Raw genomic sequence first — 16,604 nt, 5'->3', positions numbered from 1 at the left:
GGCACTGTAGCACCGTGCATATTCGCAGAAATGCACAGATATGTACGTAAGTCGGACCCGGGGTGTTGGTGTGGGGTGAGATGCCCGTAATGTGGTCGGCGCCGCGTGTGAACCTCCGGTCCGCGCGGCGCGTACAGGAAGCGATGGAGAAACGGTGCCGGCATCGCATCACGCATGACGAAGCCTGACTTCTCGGACCCCTCCGCCGAGCAGTGGGTCCGGTTCCTCGCCGCGCTCGAGTGCGACTGCGGCGAGTGCGAAGGGACGGGCCAGGTGCGCAGCGCGGAGTGGCGCGCCTGGCACGAGCGCGCCAACGAGCTGTTCCGCGTGGCGCAGGCCGCGCACCGTGCCGCGGACTTGTCGCACGCCTCCCAGGGCGGGCAGGGGCAGCACCCCGAGGCCGAGGTGCCCACGGTCGTGATGGCCGTCGAGCGGGCCATCAACGAGCACATGCGGGCTCGGCCCGACGAGCCCGAGCAGATGCCTTGCCGGGCGTGTCGGGGCACCGGCCGCGTCCTGAGCGCCGTGGGCCTCCAACTGGTGGAGCTGTTGGCGCGTCACGGCTTCGTCCGCGAAGGCGGGGCCTGACGGGAACCTCCCGCCGACGGGGCCGTTGCCGGGATTTCGCGGATGAATACCCGACTGTTTGTGATGAGTCGGGTACGGAGCGTTACAGCTCGCCGCATCCGTCGCCCGGAGGAGGTCCGATGCCGCGTCGCACTGTCCGCTGCCTGCTCCGTCCCGGCACCGTCCGGCGAACCCTCGCGGCGGGGGTCGTCGCGGCCGTGCCGGTCGCCGCGCCGCCCGCCGCGGCCGCGCCCGTTCCGCCGACGGACCCGCTGCCCAAGAAGCTGCTGCCCGCGATGGCCAAGCCGTCGGCCCGTCCCAAGGGATGGGCGAAGGGGCTGATCATCGCCGGCGACCAGGGGCGGCGCCGGCTCCTCGTGTTGGACGCGCACAAGCGCTCGTGGTCGAAGGGACGCGGTGTGAAGTGGTCCTGGAGGCCCGATCCCAAGCGCGGCTACCGGGACGTCGCGCATTCGTGGGGCAGCGCGTCCGACATCCGGGTACGGCGGCTGCGCGGACGGACGTACGTGGTGACCGCCCAGGGCGGCGGTTTCGCCGGCGTCATCGAGTACCCGACCGGCAGGCGCCTGTGGGCCGTCGACGCCGGCAGGGCGAACAGCCTGCACGGCGCCGAGCTGCTGCCCAACGGAAACGTCGCCGTCGCGGCGTCCAGGGGCGACTGGGTGCGCGTCTACGCCGCCTCGCGGGGACGCGCCGCCCGGACGCACGCTCAGGTGCCTCTCGAAGGCGCCCACGGCGTCCTGTGGGACCCGGCCCGCAAGTTCCTGTGGGCCCTCGGCCGGGACCACCTCATCGCGCTGCGGGTGCGCGGCACGGCGCGCCGCCCGACGTTGAAGGTGGTCAAGCGCACGAAGCTGCCGTCGGCGAGCGGCCACGACCTGGCCCCCGTCTACGGCGACCGCCACCGGCTGTGGATCACCACGCACTACGGCGTCTATCAGTACGACAAGCGCAAGGACACCTTCACCACCCGCTACCGGTACGCCGAGCGGGTCAACAAGCGCATCGTCAAGTCGGTGGGAAACCATCCCCGCACCGGGCAAGTGCTGCTGACGCGGCCCAAGTGGGGATGCGCGACATCCTGGTGCACCGACACCTTGGAGTTCTTCGGGCCGGGACACAGGAACGCCACGCGCGTGCTGCCCGGCGCCCAGTTCTACCGGGCCCGCTGGTTCGTCACGGCCTACCAGTGATCGCCCGAGGTCGGTCCGAAGACCGCCTCAGGATGTCGGACGCCCGCCGTACGGTTGGTCCGGGTTCGGACGGTCCGGGAGGGGCCCGCTGTGAAGCTGCTCACCGCCACCAAGGTCACGCAGGGCTACCGCGACAACGACTTCCACTGGTGCATCGAGGGGGAGCTGGTGCACATCGGCGCGGTGTGCGCCGGCGACCGCGGCGACCCGGACGGCGCCTGCGGCTGCGGCCGCGCGTTCGCCGGGCTCAACTCGCACCGGGCCACCACCACGGCCATGGTCCGGGAGGTCCCCGGGTTCACCGAGGCCGACTACGTGGAGGCGCTGCGGTCCAGCCTGGAGCAGCGCGGCTACGACGCCACGTTCGCCGAGCACGAGGCGGCAGAGCTGCGGTGCCTGGTGCGCGACTGGCCGGTCGGCGCGATCGTGGAGCGCCGCCTGGACGAGATCGTGGTCCGCGAGGTGGTGCAGCCGTAGGTCCGCGGCCGCCTAGGATCACGCGTGGAGGTGTGTCGTGCTGGTCGCGTTCTCGGTGACCCCGCTCGGCGTCGGGGAGAACGTCGGTGAACTGGTGGCGGAGGCCGTCCGCGTGGTGCGGGCCAGCGGCCTGCCCAACCGCACCGACGCGATGTTCACCACGGTCGAGGGGGAGTGGGACGAGGTGATGGCGGTGGTCAAGGCCGCCACCGACGCCGTCGCCGCCCGCGCCCCCAGGGTCAGCGTGGTGATCAAGGCGGATCTGCGTCCCGGCGTCACCGGGGCCCTGGACGCCAAGGTCGAGAGCATCGAACGCCACCTCGCCGAAGACCGGTCCTGAACGGCGAGCGGCGGCAGTACGCGACCCCTGGGGCCCGGCGGGGGACGCCCCGTCCGCCGCGGGGAAGCGGACGGGGGCGGTGTGCGCGGGCGGGGTCAGGCGCGGTTGAAGCAGGCGCGGACGCCGCCGGTGCGGCCCTTGCTGAAGTACTCGATGCGCTGCAGGGCGTCGCCGTGGTCGCCGGGACTGGTCCACGGGGTGTCGTCGCCGACCGCCTTGAAGGCGTCGATGATCTCCTCGCGGTCGCCGGGCTCGATGCTCAGCGTGCGGTCGCGCTCGGCCGCCCCGTACAGCGCCGCCCCGGCCAGGCAGTCGGCCTGCAGCTCCTTCTGCACGGAGACCAGGGACGACCGCAGCCGGGCCTGGACGGCGTGCCCCCACTCGTGCGCGATGATCATGTAGACCCAGGCGTCGCCCTTGGCGTAGCCGGCGCGCATCAGGTTGAGGTCCCAGGCGATGTAGTCCTGCGGGATGCAGTAGAACGCGTTGTTGCGTGCCGCGGGCTTGCCGCCGCAGGTCGGCGCGGACGCCGGGACGTCGCCGTCGTATCCGCCGCGCACCCTCGGCGACCGGTAGAAGCCGGTGAAGTACTCCGACCAGTGGTTGCGCCAGAACCCGTCCACCACCCTCTGGGCCGCCGAGATGTCGTGCTGCATCTCGGCCTCGTTCACGGCGGTGCCGACAGGGGACCGCGAAGCGCGCGGCGTGGCCGTCCGGGACGCGGTGCCCGCCGCGGACTCGGGAGCGTCGATCTTGATCGTGCACCCCGCGGCGGCCAGCGCCGCCGCGGCCAGGAACGCGGCCGCGAAGGTGCGTCGTGCGTTGCGCATGAGTCGTTCTCCGTCGGTGCCGGTGAGGTGATCTTGTGACCCGATCGGCACTGTGACGGAGGCTCCGCGAGAGCCGGTTTCACCGGAGTTTGTGAGCAACCGCACGGGAACGTCGCGTGCGGCCCCCGCGTCTGAACTCCTTTCGTCGGGACGGCGCTTCTCCGGCCGGCGGCGACGCCGTTCGCGGCCTCAGGGCAGGCGATGGGTCCGGTCCGCCTCCTCGGCGGAACGGACGTGCGCGCCGGAGGACGGCGCCCGGGGCGGCATCACACGACGCGGTCGCGCGGAGGCGCGGCGAGCCCGAGGATGGAGCGGGCCGCCCGGACCAGGGACGCGTTGTCGGGCGCGGGCGTCCCGTCGGGCAGCAGCAGGCTGTCCTCCAGCCCGATGCGGGTGTCGAGGCCGAGCTCGGCGGCCATGCGCAGCACCGGCCAGGCGCCGCCGTCCTCCCCGTGCAGCAGGACGGGACGGCCGCGCGCCGTTCCCAGCTCCTCCAGCAGCGCGGCGGCGGTGCGCGGCGCGGTCTGCGGATCGGTGTCGGTGACCTCGGCCAGCACCCGCAGCACGCGGTGCGCCGACGGCCACGCCAGGAAGCGGCGGGCCGCGTCGGTGCCGGAGAAGACGCCCGCCTCGATCTCGACGCCGAGGTCCAGCAGCGCGTCGGCGACCAGCTCGGCCCCCTCCTCGTGCCAGTTCACCGACGCGTGGTCGGGCAATACCTTCCACGAGCGCACCAGCTCGGCGCGGTCCCGGGGGTCGGGCGCGGCCCAGGCGCCGGTGGTGACGCCCACGCGGATGCCCGGAACGGCCGCGCGCACGGCGGCCACCGCCTCGGCGACCGCGTCCGGCTCCAGCGAGTCGGCGCCGGAGGCGTCCTTGGGGTGCAGGTGGACGTCCTCCGCGCCCGCGATCACCGCGTCGCGGACGGCGGCGGCGAGCTCGTGCGGCGCCACCGGCAGATGGGCGCAGTCGGCGCGGGTGCGCGGACCGTTGGGACAAACCTGCAGCATGCCGAGATCATCGCAGAATATCGCGCCCCGTGGTGAAGGGGTCACGCGATCCTGACCTCCGGAAGAGCCGGGCGCGCCGTCATCCGCCGGAGGGGATCACGCAGGGGCCGCCGCCGCAGACGTCGACGACCCGGCCGGTCTTCAAGAACACGGCCTTCTGCCTGCGCGCGTCGGGCGAGTTGCGCGGGTCGGAGTGCGGGTCGCGGCCCTCGGTCGGCGGGGTGTTGGTGAGCGGCGGGGCGGGCGCGCCGCTGTCCCACACCACCATCGCCGAGCCCGCGTACGGGTACGCGCCGATCGCCGGGATGCCCCAGAACGGCACCCGGTCGGGGCTGCGGCCGGGGCGCAGCGCGGGCGAGTGCAGCCGCGCCCCGACGGTGCGGGCCTCGACCTCGGCCGCGACCGGCGCCACCTGGTGGTCGCCGAACGCCACGTGCATGAGCACCCGGTGCGACGGCGTGCCCGGCAGCGGACGGTCGGTCATGTGGGCGGCGTAGCCGTCGGCCTCGCCGCGGTCCCACAGCATCTGGATCAGCGCGATGGCGATCTGCTGGTCGAGCTTGTCGGGGTAGAACGCGTCCAGCACCCGCGCGTAGGTCGGGAAGTCGGAGCTGCGGTTGAGCAGCGTGCTGTAGTTCATGCCGGGGACGCCCAGCACGGCGCGCCGCACGTCCGGGGACACGGCGGTCAGCGCGCCGCCCATGATGCCGCCCTGGCTGTTGCCGTCGTACACCACGCCCCGGGAGGCGTCGATGAGCGGCCTGCCGTCGGCGGTGCGGAACGCCTTGTCGCCGGGGAAGCCGCGCGTCATGGCCCGGCCGAGCAGGATGAAGTGGAGCATGCCCTGCTGGAGCCGGTCGGCGACGGTGTTGAACCGGCTGAGGTCGGCCAGCGTGGCGACGACGTTGGGGACGTCCTCGTCGGCCATGCCGATCCACTTGGTCGCGCAGAACACGAACCCGTGCTCGGCCGCCATCGCCTTGACGTTGCCCGCGGCCACCTCCCGTTCGCTGCCCAGCAGGCCGTGCCCGTACAGCGCGGCCCGCGCGGGCGACGTGAACGCCGACCGCGGGATCTCGCACTGGAACGGCACCACCTGGGTGTTGAAGGGCAGGCGTTCGGGGAGCCCGTCGCGTCCGAAGCGGAACGACGATCCGGGCGGCCCGCCGGGCTGGTTCAGGTAGCTGGGCGCGAACAGCACGCCCTTGACCTCCCGCGCGATGCGCTCGTCGACGTCGTCGGCGACCTGCGTGACGAGGAACGGGGGTGAGCCCGTGGGGCCGAGGCTCTTGAGCGCTTCGTCGCGGATGTGCAGCATCCGCTCGGACAGATTGCGGCGGCTGGCGACGGTGAAGTCCCACGCGAGGTAGAGGTCCTCGGTGCCGACGCCGTGACGCGAGAGGTCCGACAGCACGCGTCGGGTGGCGCGTTGGCGTTCGCGCAGCGGGTGGCCCGGCGGGAGCGTCGGCCCGAGGAGTCTGCGGAACGTCGCGCCGGGCTTGATGACGTTCCCGTCGGCGTCGCGCAGGCGGCGCAGCGCCACCACGTACCGGTGCCCCTCGCGGAAGTTGCGCGCCGGACGGACGATGAGCGCGCGGCGGTCGTCGCGCGTGGCGTTGGCGTCCGGTTCCGCCCAGTACGGCCAGCGTTCCCCGGTCGCGGCGTCGACGATGACGATGGGGGCGTCGCGGCGCAGGGACGCTCCGATGTCGGTGATCGGCGCCGCGCCGCTGCGGGCCAGGTCCACGCCGGGGACGTGCGCCAGCAGCATGGAGCCGGGCGAGAAGCCGTCGGAGCGGTTCCATTCGTCCGGGCGGATCGGCATGCCCAGCGCGTTGCGCAGCGTCGTGCGCAGGTTCACGCGGCGGCCGGTGTCGGTGCGGGCGTCGCGCACCGTGTACCAGTCGTTGGGGAACGGCAGCAGGCACGACGCCGGGTCGATCGGGTCGCACCCGTCGTCGGCGGTCGCCGCGGCGGCGGGAGAGGGGACGGACAGCAGCGCGCCCGCGAGGGCGAGCGCGGCGGTGGTCGCGAGCAGTGCGCGCAAGGCCGACCTCCCGGAGGCATCGCACGATCCGCGCGAGCGCCGCCCCCGAGCCAGGCGCCGAGCGTCGTTCAAGATCAGACCTCAAAAGCGCGGAGCGGTCAATGCCGGTCCGGCCTGGACGAGGGTCGGTGGCCGAACCGGGCCTGCGCGGTCGGCGGCGGGGGAGCGCCCGGCGCTCCGGCCGGGGCCGCGGCCGTCCCGACGTCAACGGGAGCATCGTCCCGTCTGTCACTGATTTGTCGTTTTGAACCCTAGTCCCGTACGCTCCACCTGCCTTAGGTTTGCCTAACCTATCCCAACGGCACCTATTTCAACGGCACCTATTCAACGGCGCCCATCCCGAACGGCGCCGATCCCAACGACCGAGGCAGGGGTGAACGGCGGGTGAGCGGGATGCGCGGCCGGCGGCTCGCCGTGGCGGCGGGCTGCGCGGCGCTGCTGGCGGCGGCGGTGCTGGCCAGCCTGGCCGCGGGCAGCCGCGGCATCGCCCCCGGGCACGTCGTGGACGCGCTGCTGCGGCCCGACGGCGGCGAGGAGAGCACGATCGTGCGGTCGCTGCGGCTGCCGCGCACGGTGACCGGCCTGGCGGTCGGCGCGGGGCTGGCCCTGGCCGGGGTCCTGATGCAGGCGCTGACCCGCAACCCGCTGGCCGAGCCGCGCCTGATGGGCGTGACGTCCGGCGCGTCCCTCGGCGTGGTCGTCGCGATCAGCGTGTTCGGGCTGACCACGCTGCCCGCCTACGTGTGGTTCGGCATCGTGGGCGCGGCCGCGTCCGGCGCGTTCGTGTACGCGCTGGCGTCGCGTGCCCGCGACGGCGCCTCCCCGGTCACGCTGGCTCTGGCGGGGACCGCGCTGGACGCCTCGCTCACCGGCGTGGTCATCGGCGTGCTGTCCGTCAACGCGCAGACCTTCGACGCCTACCGCTTCTGGGCGGTCGGGTCGCTGGCGGGACGGCCCGCCGAGGTGGCGGTGTGGGTGCTGCCGTTCGTGGGCGCCGGCGTCGTGATGGCGTTCGCCGTGGCCCGCGGCCTGGACGCCCTGGCCCTCGGCGACGACGTGGCGCGCGGCCTCGGCCGCGACGTGGGCCGGGTGCGGCTGCTGGCCGCCGCCGCGGCCGTCGTGCTCACCGGCGCGGCCGTCGCCGCCGCCGGGCCGATCGGGTTCGTCGGGCTGGCCGTGCCGCACCTGGCGCGCGGCCTGGTCGGCGCCGACCACCGGTGGGTGCTGGCGGTGTCCCTGCTGCTCGGGCCGGCGCTGCTGCTCGCGGCCGACGTGCTGGGCCGGCTGGTCCTGCCGCCCGCCGAGATCCGCGCCGGCGTCGTCACCGCGCTGGTGGGCGCCCCGTTCCTCATCCTCCTGATCCGCCGCGGACGGACGGTCGCGGTATGAGCGGCACGAGGCGAGCGGAGAGCCGCGCATGAGACGGCAGGCGGTGAGCACGGTGAGCCGCGCGCATCCGGCGGCGGGCACTCTGGTCGTGGGCGGCGGCGCGGTCGCTTTCGTGGTCCGGCGCCGTTCCGCCGTCGTGGGCGCGGTGCTCGCGGCGCTGACGGCCGCGGCCGCGGTCGTGTCGCTCGGCGTCGGCAGCACGTTCATCCCCCCGGCCGAGGTGGTGCGGGCGCTGGCGGGCGACGGGCCGTTCACCGTCGTCGTCCAGGACCTGCGCATGCCCCGCATCGCGGTCGGGCTCGCGGTGGGCGCGCTGCTGGGGCTGTCCGGCGCGCTGCTGCAGTCGATCAGCCGCAACCCGCTGGCCAGCCCCGACGTCGTCGGCGTCACCCAGGGCGCCGGGCTGGCCGCCACCGTCGCGATGAGCGCGGGGCTGGGCACGGCCTGGCTGGGCGCGGGCGCGCTGCTCGGCGGGCTGGCGGCCGCGGCGGCGGTGTTCGCGCTGTCGCTGCGGTACGGGCTGGCGGCGCACCGCTTCGTGCTGTGCGGCGTCGCCGTGGCGGTGGCGCTCAAGGCGCTCACCGAAGTGGTGATCGTCGACGCCGACCCGATCGAGGGGCAGCGGGCGCAGGTGTGGCTGGCGGGCAGCCTGGGCGGGCTCGGCTACGCCGAGGCGCGCGTCCTGGCGGTGCCGCTGCTGCTGGCGCTCCCCGTCCTGCTGTGGGCGGGCCGCGCCATGGACACCACCGCCCTCGACGACGACGTGGCCCGCGGCCTGGGCGTGCGCGTGGTGGGACGCCGGATCGTGCTCGGCGCCGTCGCCGTGCTGCTGGCCGCCCTGGCGACCTCGCAGGCGGGCGCCGTCGACTTCGTCGCCCTGGCCGCGCCGCAGCTGGCCCGCCGCCTGGTGCGCGCCGAACGCCCGCCGCTGGCCTGCGCCGCCCTCACCGGCGCGCTGCTCACCGTCGTCGCCGACCTGGTCGCCCGCTCCGCCTTCGCGCCCGTGCAGCTGCCGGTCGGGGTGCTCACCGCGGCCCTCGGCGGCCCCTATCTGCTGTGGCTGCTGGTTCGGAGGAAGAACGCATGACCACCGAGCACGCTCCGCCGCCGTCCGGCCCGGGCGGCGACCGGCCCCCGGTGCGGCTGGCCGCGCGCGGCCTCAGCGCCGGCTACGGCGACCGGCTCGTCATCGAAGACCTGGACCTGGACCTGCCCGGCGGCGCGTTCACCGTGATCGTCGGCCCCAACGCGTGCGGCAAGTCCACGCTGCTGCGCACGCTGGCCCGGCTGCTGGCCCCGCGCGGCGGCGCCGCCCTCATCGACGGGGCGGACGTGCACGCGATGCCCACCCGCGAGCTGGCGCGCCGCCTGGGCGTCCTGCCGCAGAGCCCGATCGCGCCCGAGGGCCTCACCGTCGCCGACCTGGTGGCGCGGGGCCGCCAGCCGCACCAGCGGTGGTTCCGGCAGTGGAGCGCCGCCGACACCGAGGCCGTCGAACGCGCCCTGAGCCTGACCGGCCTCGCCGACCTGCGGGACCGGCCGGTGGACGCGCTGTCGGGCGGCCAGCGGCAGCGGGTGTGGATCGCGATGATCCTCGCCCAGGACACCGACGCGCTGCTGCTGGACGAACCCACGACCTACCTGGACCTGGCCCACCAGATCGAGGTGCTCGACCTCCTGCGCCGCCTCAACCGGGACGCCGGGCGGACGGTGGTGGCGGTGCTGCACGACCTGAACCAGGCCTGCCGGTACGCCGACCACCTGGTGGTCATGAAGGACGGCCGGGTCGCCGCCCAGGGGCCGCCCGCCGAGGTGATGGACGCCGACCGCCTCGCCGACGTGTTCGGGCTGGGCGGCGTGGTCATCCCGTGCCCGGTGACGGGCGCTCCGCTGGTGGTGCCGAACGCCCCGGCCTGACCGGCGGCCGGACCCGACGACAGAAAGGGAACGCACGTGAAGACATACGGACTCGGCCGGAGGCTGGCCGGGCTGGTCGCCGGCGTCATGGCGGCCGGTCTGGCGCTGACGGCCTGCGGGGGCGGCGACGCGGAGTCGTCCGGCGCCACCCGCGTGGTCAAGCACGCCATGGGCGAGACGAAGGTGCCCGACGAGCCCAAGCGCATCGTCGTCCTCGACACCGACAAGCTCGACACCCTCTACACCCTGGGCCTCACCCCGGTCGGCGCCACGCTGCCGGACCAGGTGGCGGGCATGCCCAAGTACCTCGGCGACGCGTTCGCCAAGGTCAAGAGGGTCGGCACCACCCAGGAGCCGGACGTGGAGGCGATCGCCGCGCTGCGGCCCGACCTCATCCTCGGGTCGAAGTTCCGGCAGGAGAAGTTCTACGGCGAGCTGTCCAAGATCGCGCCGACCGTGTTCACCGAGATGGTCGGCGTCACCTGGAAGGAGAACTTCCTGCTGGACGCCGAGGCGGTCGGCAAGAAGGCCGAGGGGGAGCAGAAGCTGAGGGCGTACGAGCAGCGCGCCAGGGACCTGGGCCGCTCGTTCGGCGACCCGGCCGAGCTCAAGATCAGCGTGATCCGGTTCATGCCCGACGAGATCCGCCAGTACGGGCCGGACTCCTTCTCCGGGATCGTGCTGCGCGACGTCGGCCTCGGCCGTCCCGAGCCCCAGCTGCTGAAGGACAAGGACGACAAGCGGATGGCGCCGCTCAGCCCCGAGCGCATCACCGAGGCCGACGGCGACATGGTCTTCGTCACGGCCTACGGGGAGAAGGCCGCGCAGGAGCAGGCGAAGGTCACCGCCGGCCCGCTGTGGCGCAAGCTCGGCGCGGTCAAGGCCGGGCGCGCCCACGTGGTCGACGACGAGATCTGGATGACCGGCATCGGCGTCACCGCCGCCGGGAAGATCCTGGACGACCTGCAGAAGTACGTGACGCCGCTGGCCTCCAAGTAGCCGTCGGCCGGCCGAACGCGAACGGGCGCCGCATCCCAGCGGAGGATGCGGCGCCCGTTCGCGTTTACCAGGGGTTGCGGTCGCGGTAGGGCGGGTCCTGCTGGTCGTCTTCACGGGGATAGTCACGGGGATACAGGCCCTGGGCCGGAGGGTGCTCCGGCGTCGGGTACCCGCCGCTCTGCCGCCGGTAGGGGTCCGCCGCGTACGGGTCGTGCGGGGGAGGCCCCTGCCGGGGGCGCTGCTGAGGACCGGTGTCGGTCGGGCGCGAAGAGTACGGCTGCGACAGGTACGGCCGCGGAGGGGGCGGGGCGCCGAAGGGGTCGGCGGGGCGCGCCGCCCTGTCGTACGGACCGCCCGGCGAGTAGGTCTCGGTCGGCTGCGGGCCGGACCCGTACCGGTCCCCCGGGTACGGGGCGCCCCCCGGAGGCGGCCCGCCCGCCCCCGGGCCGCGCACGGCGGAGCCGGTCGGCGCCGCGGCCGGGCGGCGCGCCGGGACGGCCTGCTCCTCGGTGAGCAGCCGCCGCAGCTGGCTCTTGCGCCGCCCGTAGACCAGGTAGATCAGCACGCCGAGCGCCATCCAGACCAGGAAGTACGTCCAGGTCTGCACCTTGAGGTTGAGCATCAGCCAGGCGACCGCGCCGATGGCCAGCGCGGCGGTCAGCGGGGCCGCCGGGACGCGGAACGGGCGGTGCAGGTCCGGCCGGTCGCGCCGCAGCGCCAGCACGCCCGCCGGGACGAACAGGAACGCGAACAGCGTCCCGATGACCACCATCTGCTCCAGCGTGAGCACGTCGATGGTCTGCGACATCACGATCGCCGCGCCGCCGGACACCCAGGCGGCCCGGAACGGCACCCCGTAGCGGTGCGTCTCGGCCAGCCCGCGCGGCAGCAGCCCGTCGCGCGACATGGAGAACACCACCCGGGTCAGCGCGATCAGCAGCACCAGGATGACGGTGGTCAGCCCGAGCACCGCGCCGAGGTCGATGACCTTGCCCATCACGCTCGCGCCCGCGGCGTCGAACGCCACGGCCAGCACCGGCCCGGACGGGTCGAGCTTGTCGTAGGAGATCATCCCGACCATGGTGACGGCGACGCCGAGGTACAGCACCACGGTCAGGACCAGGCTGATGATGATGCCGCGCGGGATGTTGCGCGGGGCGTTCTCGGTCTCCTCCGCGGCGGTGGCGATGAGGTCGAAGCCGATGTAGGCGAACGCGATCGCGGGCGCCGCGGCCAGCACGCCCCAGATCCCGAACACCTGCGGCGTGCTGTCGGTGACGGCGCCGAGCACCGCGTCCAGCACCGTCTGGCCGCTGCCCTCGGCGGCGGGCCGGGCCTCGGGCACGAACGGGGTGAGGTTGCCGGGGTCGAAGAACGTCAGGCCGACGCAGATGACCAGGCCGATGACGATGACCTTGGCCAGCACCATGAACCACAGCGTGCGCAGCCCGAGCCGGCTCCCGGTGGCCAGCATCGACACCAGCAGCAGCAGGATGCCGAGCGCGAACAGGTCGAAGCCCTTGGGCTGGCCGATCAGGTCGGCCAGCCAGGACGGCACCGGCACCCCGAAGTCGCTGAGCGCCTGAGCGGCGAACACCGACCACGCCCGCGCCACCACGGACGCGGCCAGCAGCATCTCCAGGATCAGCGCCCATCCGACCACCCACGCCCACAGCTCGCCGAACGCCACGTAGCTGTAGGAGTACGCACTGCCCGCGACCGGCACGACCGAGGCGAGCTCGGCGTAGAACAGCGCCGCCAGCAGGCACACCAGGCCCGCGATGACGAAGGAGAGGATGACGGCCGGACCGGCCGTGGTCGCGGCCTGCACTCCCGCGATCTTGAAGATGCCCGCGCCGATCATCACGCCGAGGCCGAGCACGATCAGGTCACGGGTGCGGAAGGCCACGCGCAGTCGATGGCGCCCGCCGTAGAGCTGCCCTGTCGCCTGTTCGACGGGCATGCGCCGGAACATGTTGTTGCCCATGCGGTTGTCCCAGGTTCGTAGTGATCCCCCCATGGCTGAACCCGCGCCGCTGTTCGCGAGCACAAAGCCCTGGTGAAGTCCCTAAGAGTTCACCAAGTTTGGGCGAAACAGCAATGGTTTCGGGCGTATTGGTGCCGTCTCGTTGCTTTTCAGTGGTGAAACGTAGTTCGGTGATTACTTCCGCTAAGTCTGGATCTTGAAATTTGCACCCTATGCCGCTATCGCCGCTGGTGGCAGCGGGTGTCGAATCAGTTGCGGTCTGTTGGGATCAGGTGGGGTATGTTACTGGCGGACGCCATGATCGGCCGGTGACGGCCGAGGCTCCGGCGGCGCGTCGCACCGCCGACGCGGCGGCGGAGCCGAGGGTTCCAGGGAGGTCATGTGTCACCGAGCGCGCCGTCCCCGATCTCCGTCCCCCCGCCCCGATCCCGCAGCCGCTCCCGGCACCCCGGCCGCCCGCTCCGCCGCGCGGCGCTCGCCGCCGTCCTCGCCGCGACCGTGCCGCTGGCCGGACCCGGCACGGCCGCGCTCGCCGCGCCTCCCCTGACCGTCCCGACCCCCGCCGCCGGCCCCGCCGTCGCCGCACCGCCCAAGCAGCCGGTCGCCACCGGATACGGCGGCGCCGTGGCCACCGTCGACCCGTACGCCAGCCGCACCGCCATCGAGGTCCTGCGACGCGGCGGCAACGCCGTGGACGCCGCCGTCGCCGCCGCGGCCACCCTCGGGGTCACCGAGCCGTACGTCGCGGCGCTCGGCGGGGGCGGCTACCTGACCTACTACGACGCCAGGACCCGCCGCGTGTACGCCCTCGACGGCCGCGAGACCGCGCCGCGGGCCATGAACGAACGGTCGTTCGTCGACCCGGCCACCGGCCGCGCCCTGCCGTTCGACGAGGCCGTCACCAGCGGACTGAGCGTCGGCGTGCCCGGCACCCTGGCCCAGTGGGACATGGCGCTGCGCCGCTTCGGCACCCGCGATCTGGGGACGCTCCTGCGGCCCGCGATCGAGGTGGCGGAGAAGGGCTTCGTCGTCGACCAGGAGTTCCACGACCAGACCGCCGCGAACGCGGCGCGGTTCCGCGACATCGTGCCCACCCGCGAGCTGTTCCTGCCCGGCGGCAAGCCGCCCGCCGTCGGCACGGTGTTCCGCAACCCGGACCTGGCGCGCACCTACCGCGAGCTGGCCAGGCGCGGACCCCGGTGGCTGTACGGGGGCGGGCTCGGCAAGGAGGTCGTGCGCACCGTCCGCAAACCGCCCGTCGACCCCGCCGCCACGCGCAACGTGCGTCCCGGGCTGATGAGCGAGCGCGACCTGAAGGCGTACCGGTCCGTGTGGCGCAAGCCGACCCGCGTGTCCTACCGGGGCCTGGACGTGTACGGCATGCCGCCCTCCTCCTCGGGCGGCTCCACCGTCGGCGAGGCCCTCAACATCCTCGGCGAGTTCGACCTCGACGCGAAGGACCCGGTGAAGGCCCTCCACTACTACCTGGAGGCGTCCAAGCTCGCCTACGCCGACCGCGGCCGCTACGTCGGCGACCCCGACGCGGTGGACGTGCCGCTCGAGCAGCTGCTGTCGCGCGGCTTCGCCCGCGAACGCGCCTGCCTCATCAAGCCGGACGAGGCCGCCGCCGCGCCCGTCGCCCCCGGCTCCCCGGACGGCGACTACGCGCCCTGTGCGCCGTCCGGCGGCGTCGGCCGTGCCCTGGGCCACGAAGGGCCGCAGACCACCCACCTCGTCGTCGCTGACAAGTGGGGGAACATCGCCTCCTACACCATCACCATCGAGCAGTTCGGCGGCAGCGGCCTCACCGTGCCCGGACGCGGCTTCCTGCTCAACAACGAGCTGACCGACTTCACCCTGCAGCCGCCCGCCGAGGGCGCGGCGCCCGACCCCAACCTGCCCGGCCCCGGCAAGCGTCCGCGCAGCAGCATGTCCCCGACGATCGTGCTGAAGGACGGCCGTCCGCTGCTGGCCGTCGGCACCCCCGGCGGGTCCACCATCATCACCACCGTGCTGCAGATCCTGCTCAACCGGATCGACTTGGGCATGGACCTGCCCGCCGCCCTGGCCGCGCCGCGCGCCACCCAGCGCAACACTCCGCAGGTGTTCGCCGAGCAGGCGTTCATCGACCGGTACGGCACGGCGCTGGCCGCGCGCGGGCACCGCCTCGAGCTCTTCCCCGGCCCGCCCGCCGGGACGATCGGCGCGGCCGCCGGGCTCGAGGTGCTGCGTCCCGGCCTGGTGCAGGCCGTCGCCGAACCGGTGCGCCGCGGCGGCGGCAGCGCCATGGTGGTCCGCCCGTCCCGCTAGGCGCGGACGGCGTCGGCCGGCGCGCCGCGCGCGACTACGATCAGTGGCTCGGGGAAGGAGTCGTGCCATGGCCCAGGCGTACGTTCAGGTGACGACCACGACGGACTCGCGGCAGGAGGCCGCGGACCTGGCCAAGTCCGCGGTCGCCGAACGCCTGGCGGCGTGCGCGCAGCTCGTCGGCCCCATCGCCAGCACGTACTGGTGGGAAGGCGAGATCGAGACCGCCGAGGAGTGGATGGTGGTGTTCAAGACCACCGCCGACCGCTTCGACGAGCTGGCCTCCCTCATCACCGAGCGCCACTCCTACGACACGCCGGAGATCATCGCCACCTCGGTGGTGGCGGGCAGCATGGACTACCTCGCCTGGGTGGCCGAGCAGACCGAGCCCGCCGGGTCCGCCGACGAGGGCGACGAGGACGAAGACGCCGGCGGCGAAGACGACGACTGACCCCCGAAGCCTTCCGCCGGCCCCTGCCGCGCCCCCTGCCCGGGCACCGTCAGCCCGCCTTGTCCGCGCCACATGACCGTCGGCGTCTGCCCGCTCCGCGGCATCCGCGAACGGTGTGCCGCAGCCCATACCGGGGTAAATAAGTCATCGGTTACTCCGGAGGTGCGACTGTGGGCTCGGGCGACATGGCGCGGCCGGACGACCAGGACTTCGGTCTGTTCGGGCCGGGCTCGGTGACCTGGCGGATCATGGGCGAGCCGGTGATGTTCGTCGGCGGCATGCGGGCGCTGCTGCTGCAGGCGCTGCACCCGCGCTCGATGTGGGGCACCGCCCAGAACTCCGAGCTGATGGACCCGCATGCCGCCTGGGCGCGGCTCGGCCGCACCATCGAGTTCGTCCGCGTCCGCACCTACGGCACCCTCGAGGAGGTCGAACGGGCCGGCCGCCGCGTCCGCCGGATGCACGCCAAGCTCACCGGCCTGGACATGCGCACCGGCGAGACGTTCCGCATCGACGACCCCGAGAACCTGCTGTGGGTGCACATGGGGGAGGTCGACTCCTACTTGGACGTGGCGCGCCGCGCCGGGGTGCCGCTCAGCCGCGGGGACGCCGACCGGTTCGTCGACGAGCAGCGCCGCGCCGCCGCGGTCGTCGGTCTGGACCCGGCGGACGTGCCCGCCTCGGTGGCGGAGATGGAGGAGTACTACGCGCAGATGCGCCGGCGCATCTTCGCCTGCAAAGAGGCCCGGCAGGGGCTGCTGCGCATGTTCAATCCGTCCGTTCCCCGGCAGTTCCTGCCGCTGAAGCTGGCCGCGCCCGCCCTGGCGACGCTGGTCGTGGCGACGCTGCCGCGCTGGGCGCGCCGCATGTACGGCCTGCCCGGCCTGCCCACCTCCGACCTGGCCGCCACGCTGACGCTCAAGGGCCTGTACCGCACGACGCAGGTCGTCCCCGAGCAGTGGCGCTACTCGCCGGACGCGCAGCGGGCACGGCGCCTGACGCGCGAGTACGAATCCGCTCAGGACGCCTGGGCCATCGCGTCCTGACCCCGTCGCTCCGCCTCACGGCG

At 73.7% G+C, this 16,604-nt stretch carries 15 protein-coding genes; 11 read left to right on the top strand and 4 right to left on the bottom strand.

Features of this window, described 5'->3' with window-relative positions:
• Nucleotides 1-174: 174 nt before the first annotated feature.
• From AR3_RS09195 to AR3_RS09180, 4 genes are all read left to right on the top strand, one after another.
• A complete protein-coding gene (locus AR3_RS09195; protein ID WP_067911494.1) occupies nt 175-588 on the top strand; it encodes a hypothetical protein in 414 nt (137 codons plus the stop codon).
• 119 nt (nt 589-707) lie between these two features.
• Entirely contained in the window at nt 708-1,781 is a 1,074-nt protein-coding gene (locus tag AR3_RS09190) for a DUF6528 family protein (protein ID WP_067911491.1), read from the top strand.
• A 90-nt stretch (nt 1,782-1,871) separates the two neighbouring features.
• The gene (locus AR3_RS09185; protein ID WP_067911489.1) at nt 1,872-2,258 is read left to right on the top strand and encodes a DUF7715 family protein; all 387 of its coding nucleotides are present in this window, start codon (nt 1,872-1,874) and stop codon (nt 2,256-2,258) included.
• 37 nt (nt 2,259-2,295) lie between these two features.
• Nucleotides 2,296-2,598 carry an MTH1187 family thiamine-binding protein gene (locus AR3_RS09180; RefSeq protein WP_067911486.1) on the top strand — a complete coding sequence of 101 codons (303 nt, stop codon included), beginning with the start codon at nt 2,296-2,298 and terminating at the stop codon, nt 2,596-2,598.
• 95 nt (nt 2,599-2,693) lie between these two features.
• On the opposite strand, the gene AR3_RS09175 is transcribed toward AR3_RS09180, so the two are convergent.
• The 3 genes from AR3_RS09175 to AR3_RS09165 form a co-directional block, all read right to left on the bottom strand.
• Nucleotides 2,694-3,428 (bottom strand): neutral zinc metallopeptidase, encoded by a 735-nt coding sequence (locus AR3_RS09175; protein WP_067911483.1) that lies wholly within the window; start codon nt 3,426-3,428, stop codon nt 2,694-2,696.
• A 266-nt stretch (nt 3,429-3,694) separates the two neighbouring features.
• Nucleotides 3,695-4,438: a 3-keto-5-aminohexanoate cleavage protein gene (locus AR3_RS09170; protein WP_067911480.1), complete on the bottom strand. Its 744-nt coding sequence runs from the start codon at nt 4,436-4,438 to the stop codon at nt 3,695-3,697.
• A gap of 79 nt (nt 4,439-4,517) precedes the next feature.
• Entirely contained in the window at nt 4,518-6,485 is a 1,968-nt protein-coding gene (locus tag AR3_RS09165; protein ID WP_067911477.1) for a hypothetical protein, read from the bottom strand.
• Nucleotides 6,486-6,878: 393 nt separating this feature from the next.
• Here AR3_RS09165 and AR3_RS09160 point away from each other — a divergent pair, with 393 nt between their 5' ends.
• The 4 genes from AR3_RS09160 to AR3_RS09145 are packed head-to-tail and all read left to right on the top strand — an operon-like array spanning nt 6,879 to nt 10,790.
• A complete protein-coding gene (locus AR3_RS09160; RefSeq protein ID WP_067911475.1) occupies nt 6,879-7,874 on the top strand; it encodes a FecCD family ABC transporter permease in 996 nt (331 codons plus the stop codon).
• Between the two features lie 28 nt (nt 7,875-7,902).
• Nucleotides 7,903-8,961, top strand: coding sequence for a FecCD family ABC transporter permease (locus AR3_RS09155; RefSeq protein WP_067911474.1), 1,059 nt, complete (start codon nt 7,903-7,905; stop codon nt 8,959-8,961).
• Entirely contained in the window at nt 8,958-9,791 is an 834-nt protein-coding gene (locus tag AR3_RS09150) for an ABC transporter ATP-binding protein (protein ID WP_067911471.1), read from the top strand. The genes AR3_RS09155 and AR3_RS09150 overlap by 4 nt, the downstream gene beginning before the upstream one ends.
• 36 nt (nt 9,792-9,827) lie before the next feature.
• Nucleotides 9,828-10,790, top strand: coding sequence for an ABC transporter substrate-binding protein (locus tag AR3_RS09145; protein WP_227023025.1), 963 nt, complete (start codon nt 9,828-9,830; stop codon nt 10,788-10,790).
• A gap of 64 nt (nt 10,791-10,854) precedes the next feature.
• Here AR3_RS09145 and AR3_RS09140 read toward each other — a convergent pair whose 3' ends face one another.
• Nucleotides 10,855-12,777, bottom strand: a complete 1,923-nt coding sequence (locus tag AR3_RS09140; RefSeq protein ID WP_083951164.1) for an amino acid permease — start codon at nt 12,775-12,777, stop codon at nt 10,855-10,857.
• Nucleotides 12,778-13,158: 381 nt separating this feature from the next.
• Between AR3_RS09140 and ggt the strand changes: the two genes are divergently transcribed.
• From ggt to AR3_RS09125, 3 genes are all read left to right on the top strand, one after another.
• The gene (gene ggt / locus AR3_RS09135; RefSeq protein ID WP_313819620.1) at nt 13,159-15,087 is read left to right on the top strand and encodes a gamma-glutamyltransferase; all 1,929 of its coding nucleotides are present in this window, start codon (nt 13,159-13,161) and stop codon (nt 15,085-15,087) included.
• A gap of 67 nt (nt 15,088-15,154) precedes the next feature.
• A complete protein-coding gene (cutA, locus tag AR3_RS09130; RefSeq protein WP_067911468.1) occupies nt 15,155-15,535 on the top strand; it encodes a divalent-cation tolerance protein CutA in 381 nt (126 codons plus the stop codon).
• A gap of 170 nt (nt 15,536-15,705) precedes the next feature.
• Nucleotides 15,706-16,581: an oxygenase MpaB family protein gene (locus tag AR3_RS09125; protein ID WP_227023024.1), complete on the top strand. Its 876-nt coding sequence runs from the start codon at nt 15,706-15,708 to the stop codon at nt 16,579-16,581.
• The last annotated feature ends 23 nt before the right edge of the window (nt 16,582-16,604 follow it).

The sequence above is a fragment of the Actinomadura rubrobrunea NBRC 15275 genome, from assembly GCF_001552235.1.
GTDB classification, from domain to species: Bacteria; Actinomycetota; Actinomycetes; order Streptosporangiales; family Streptosporangiaceae; genus Spirillospora; species Spirillospora viridilutea.
This window is presented reverse-complemented; position numbering and strand designations above follow the sequence as displayed.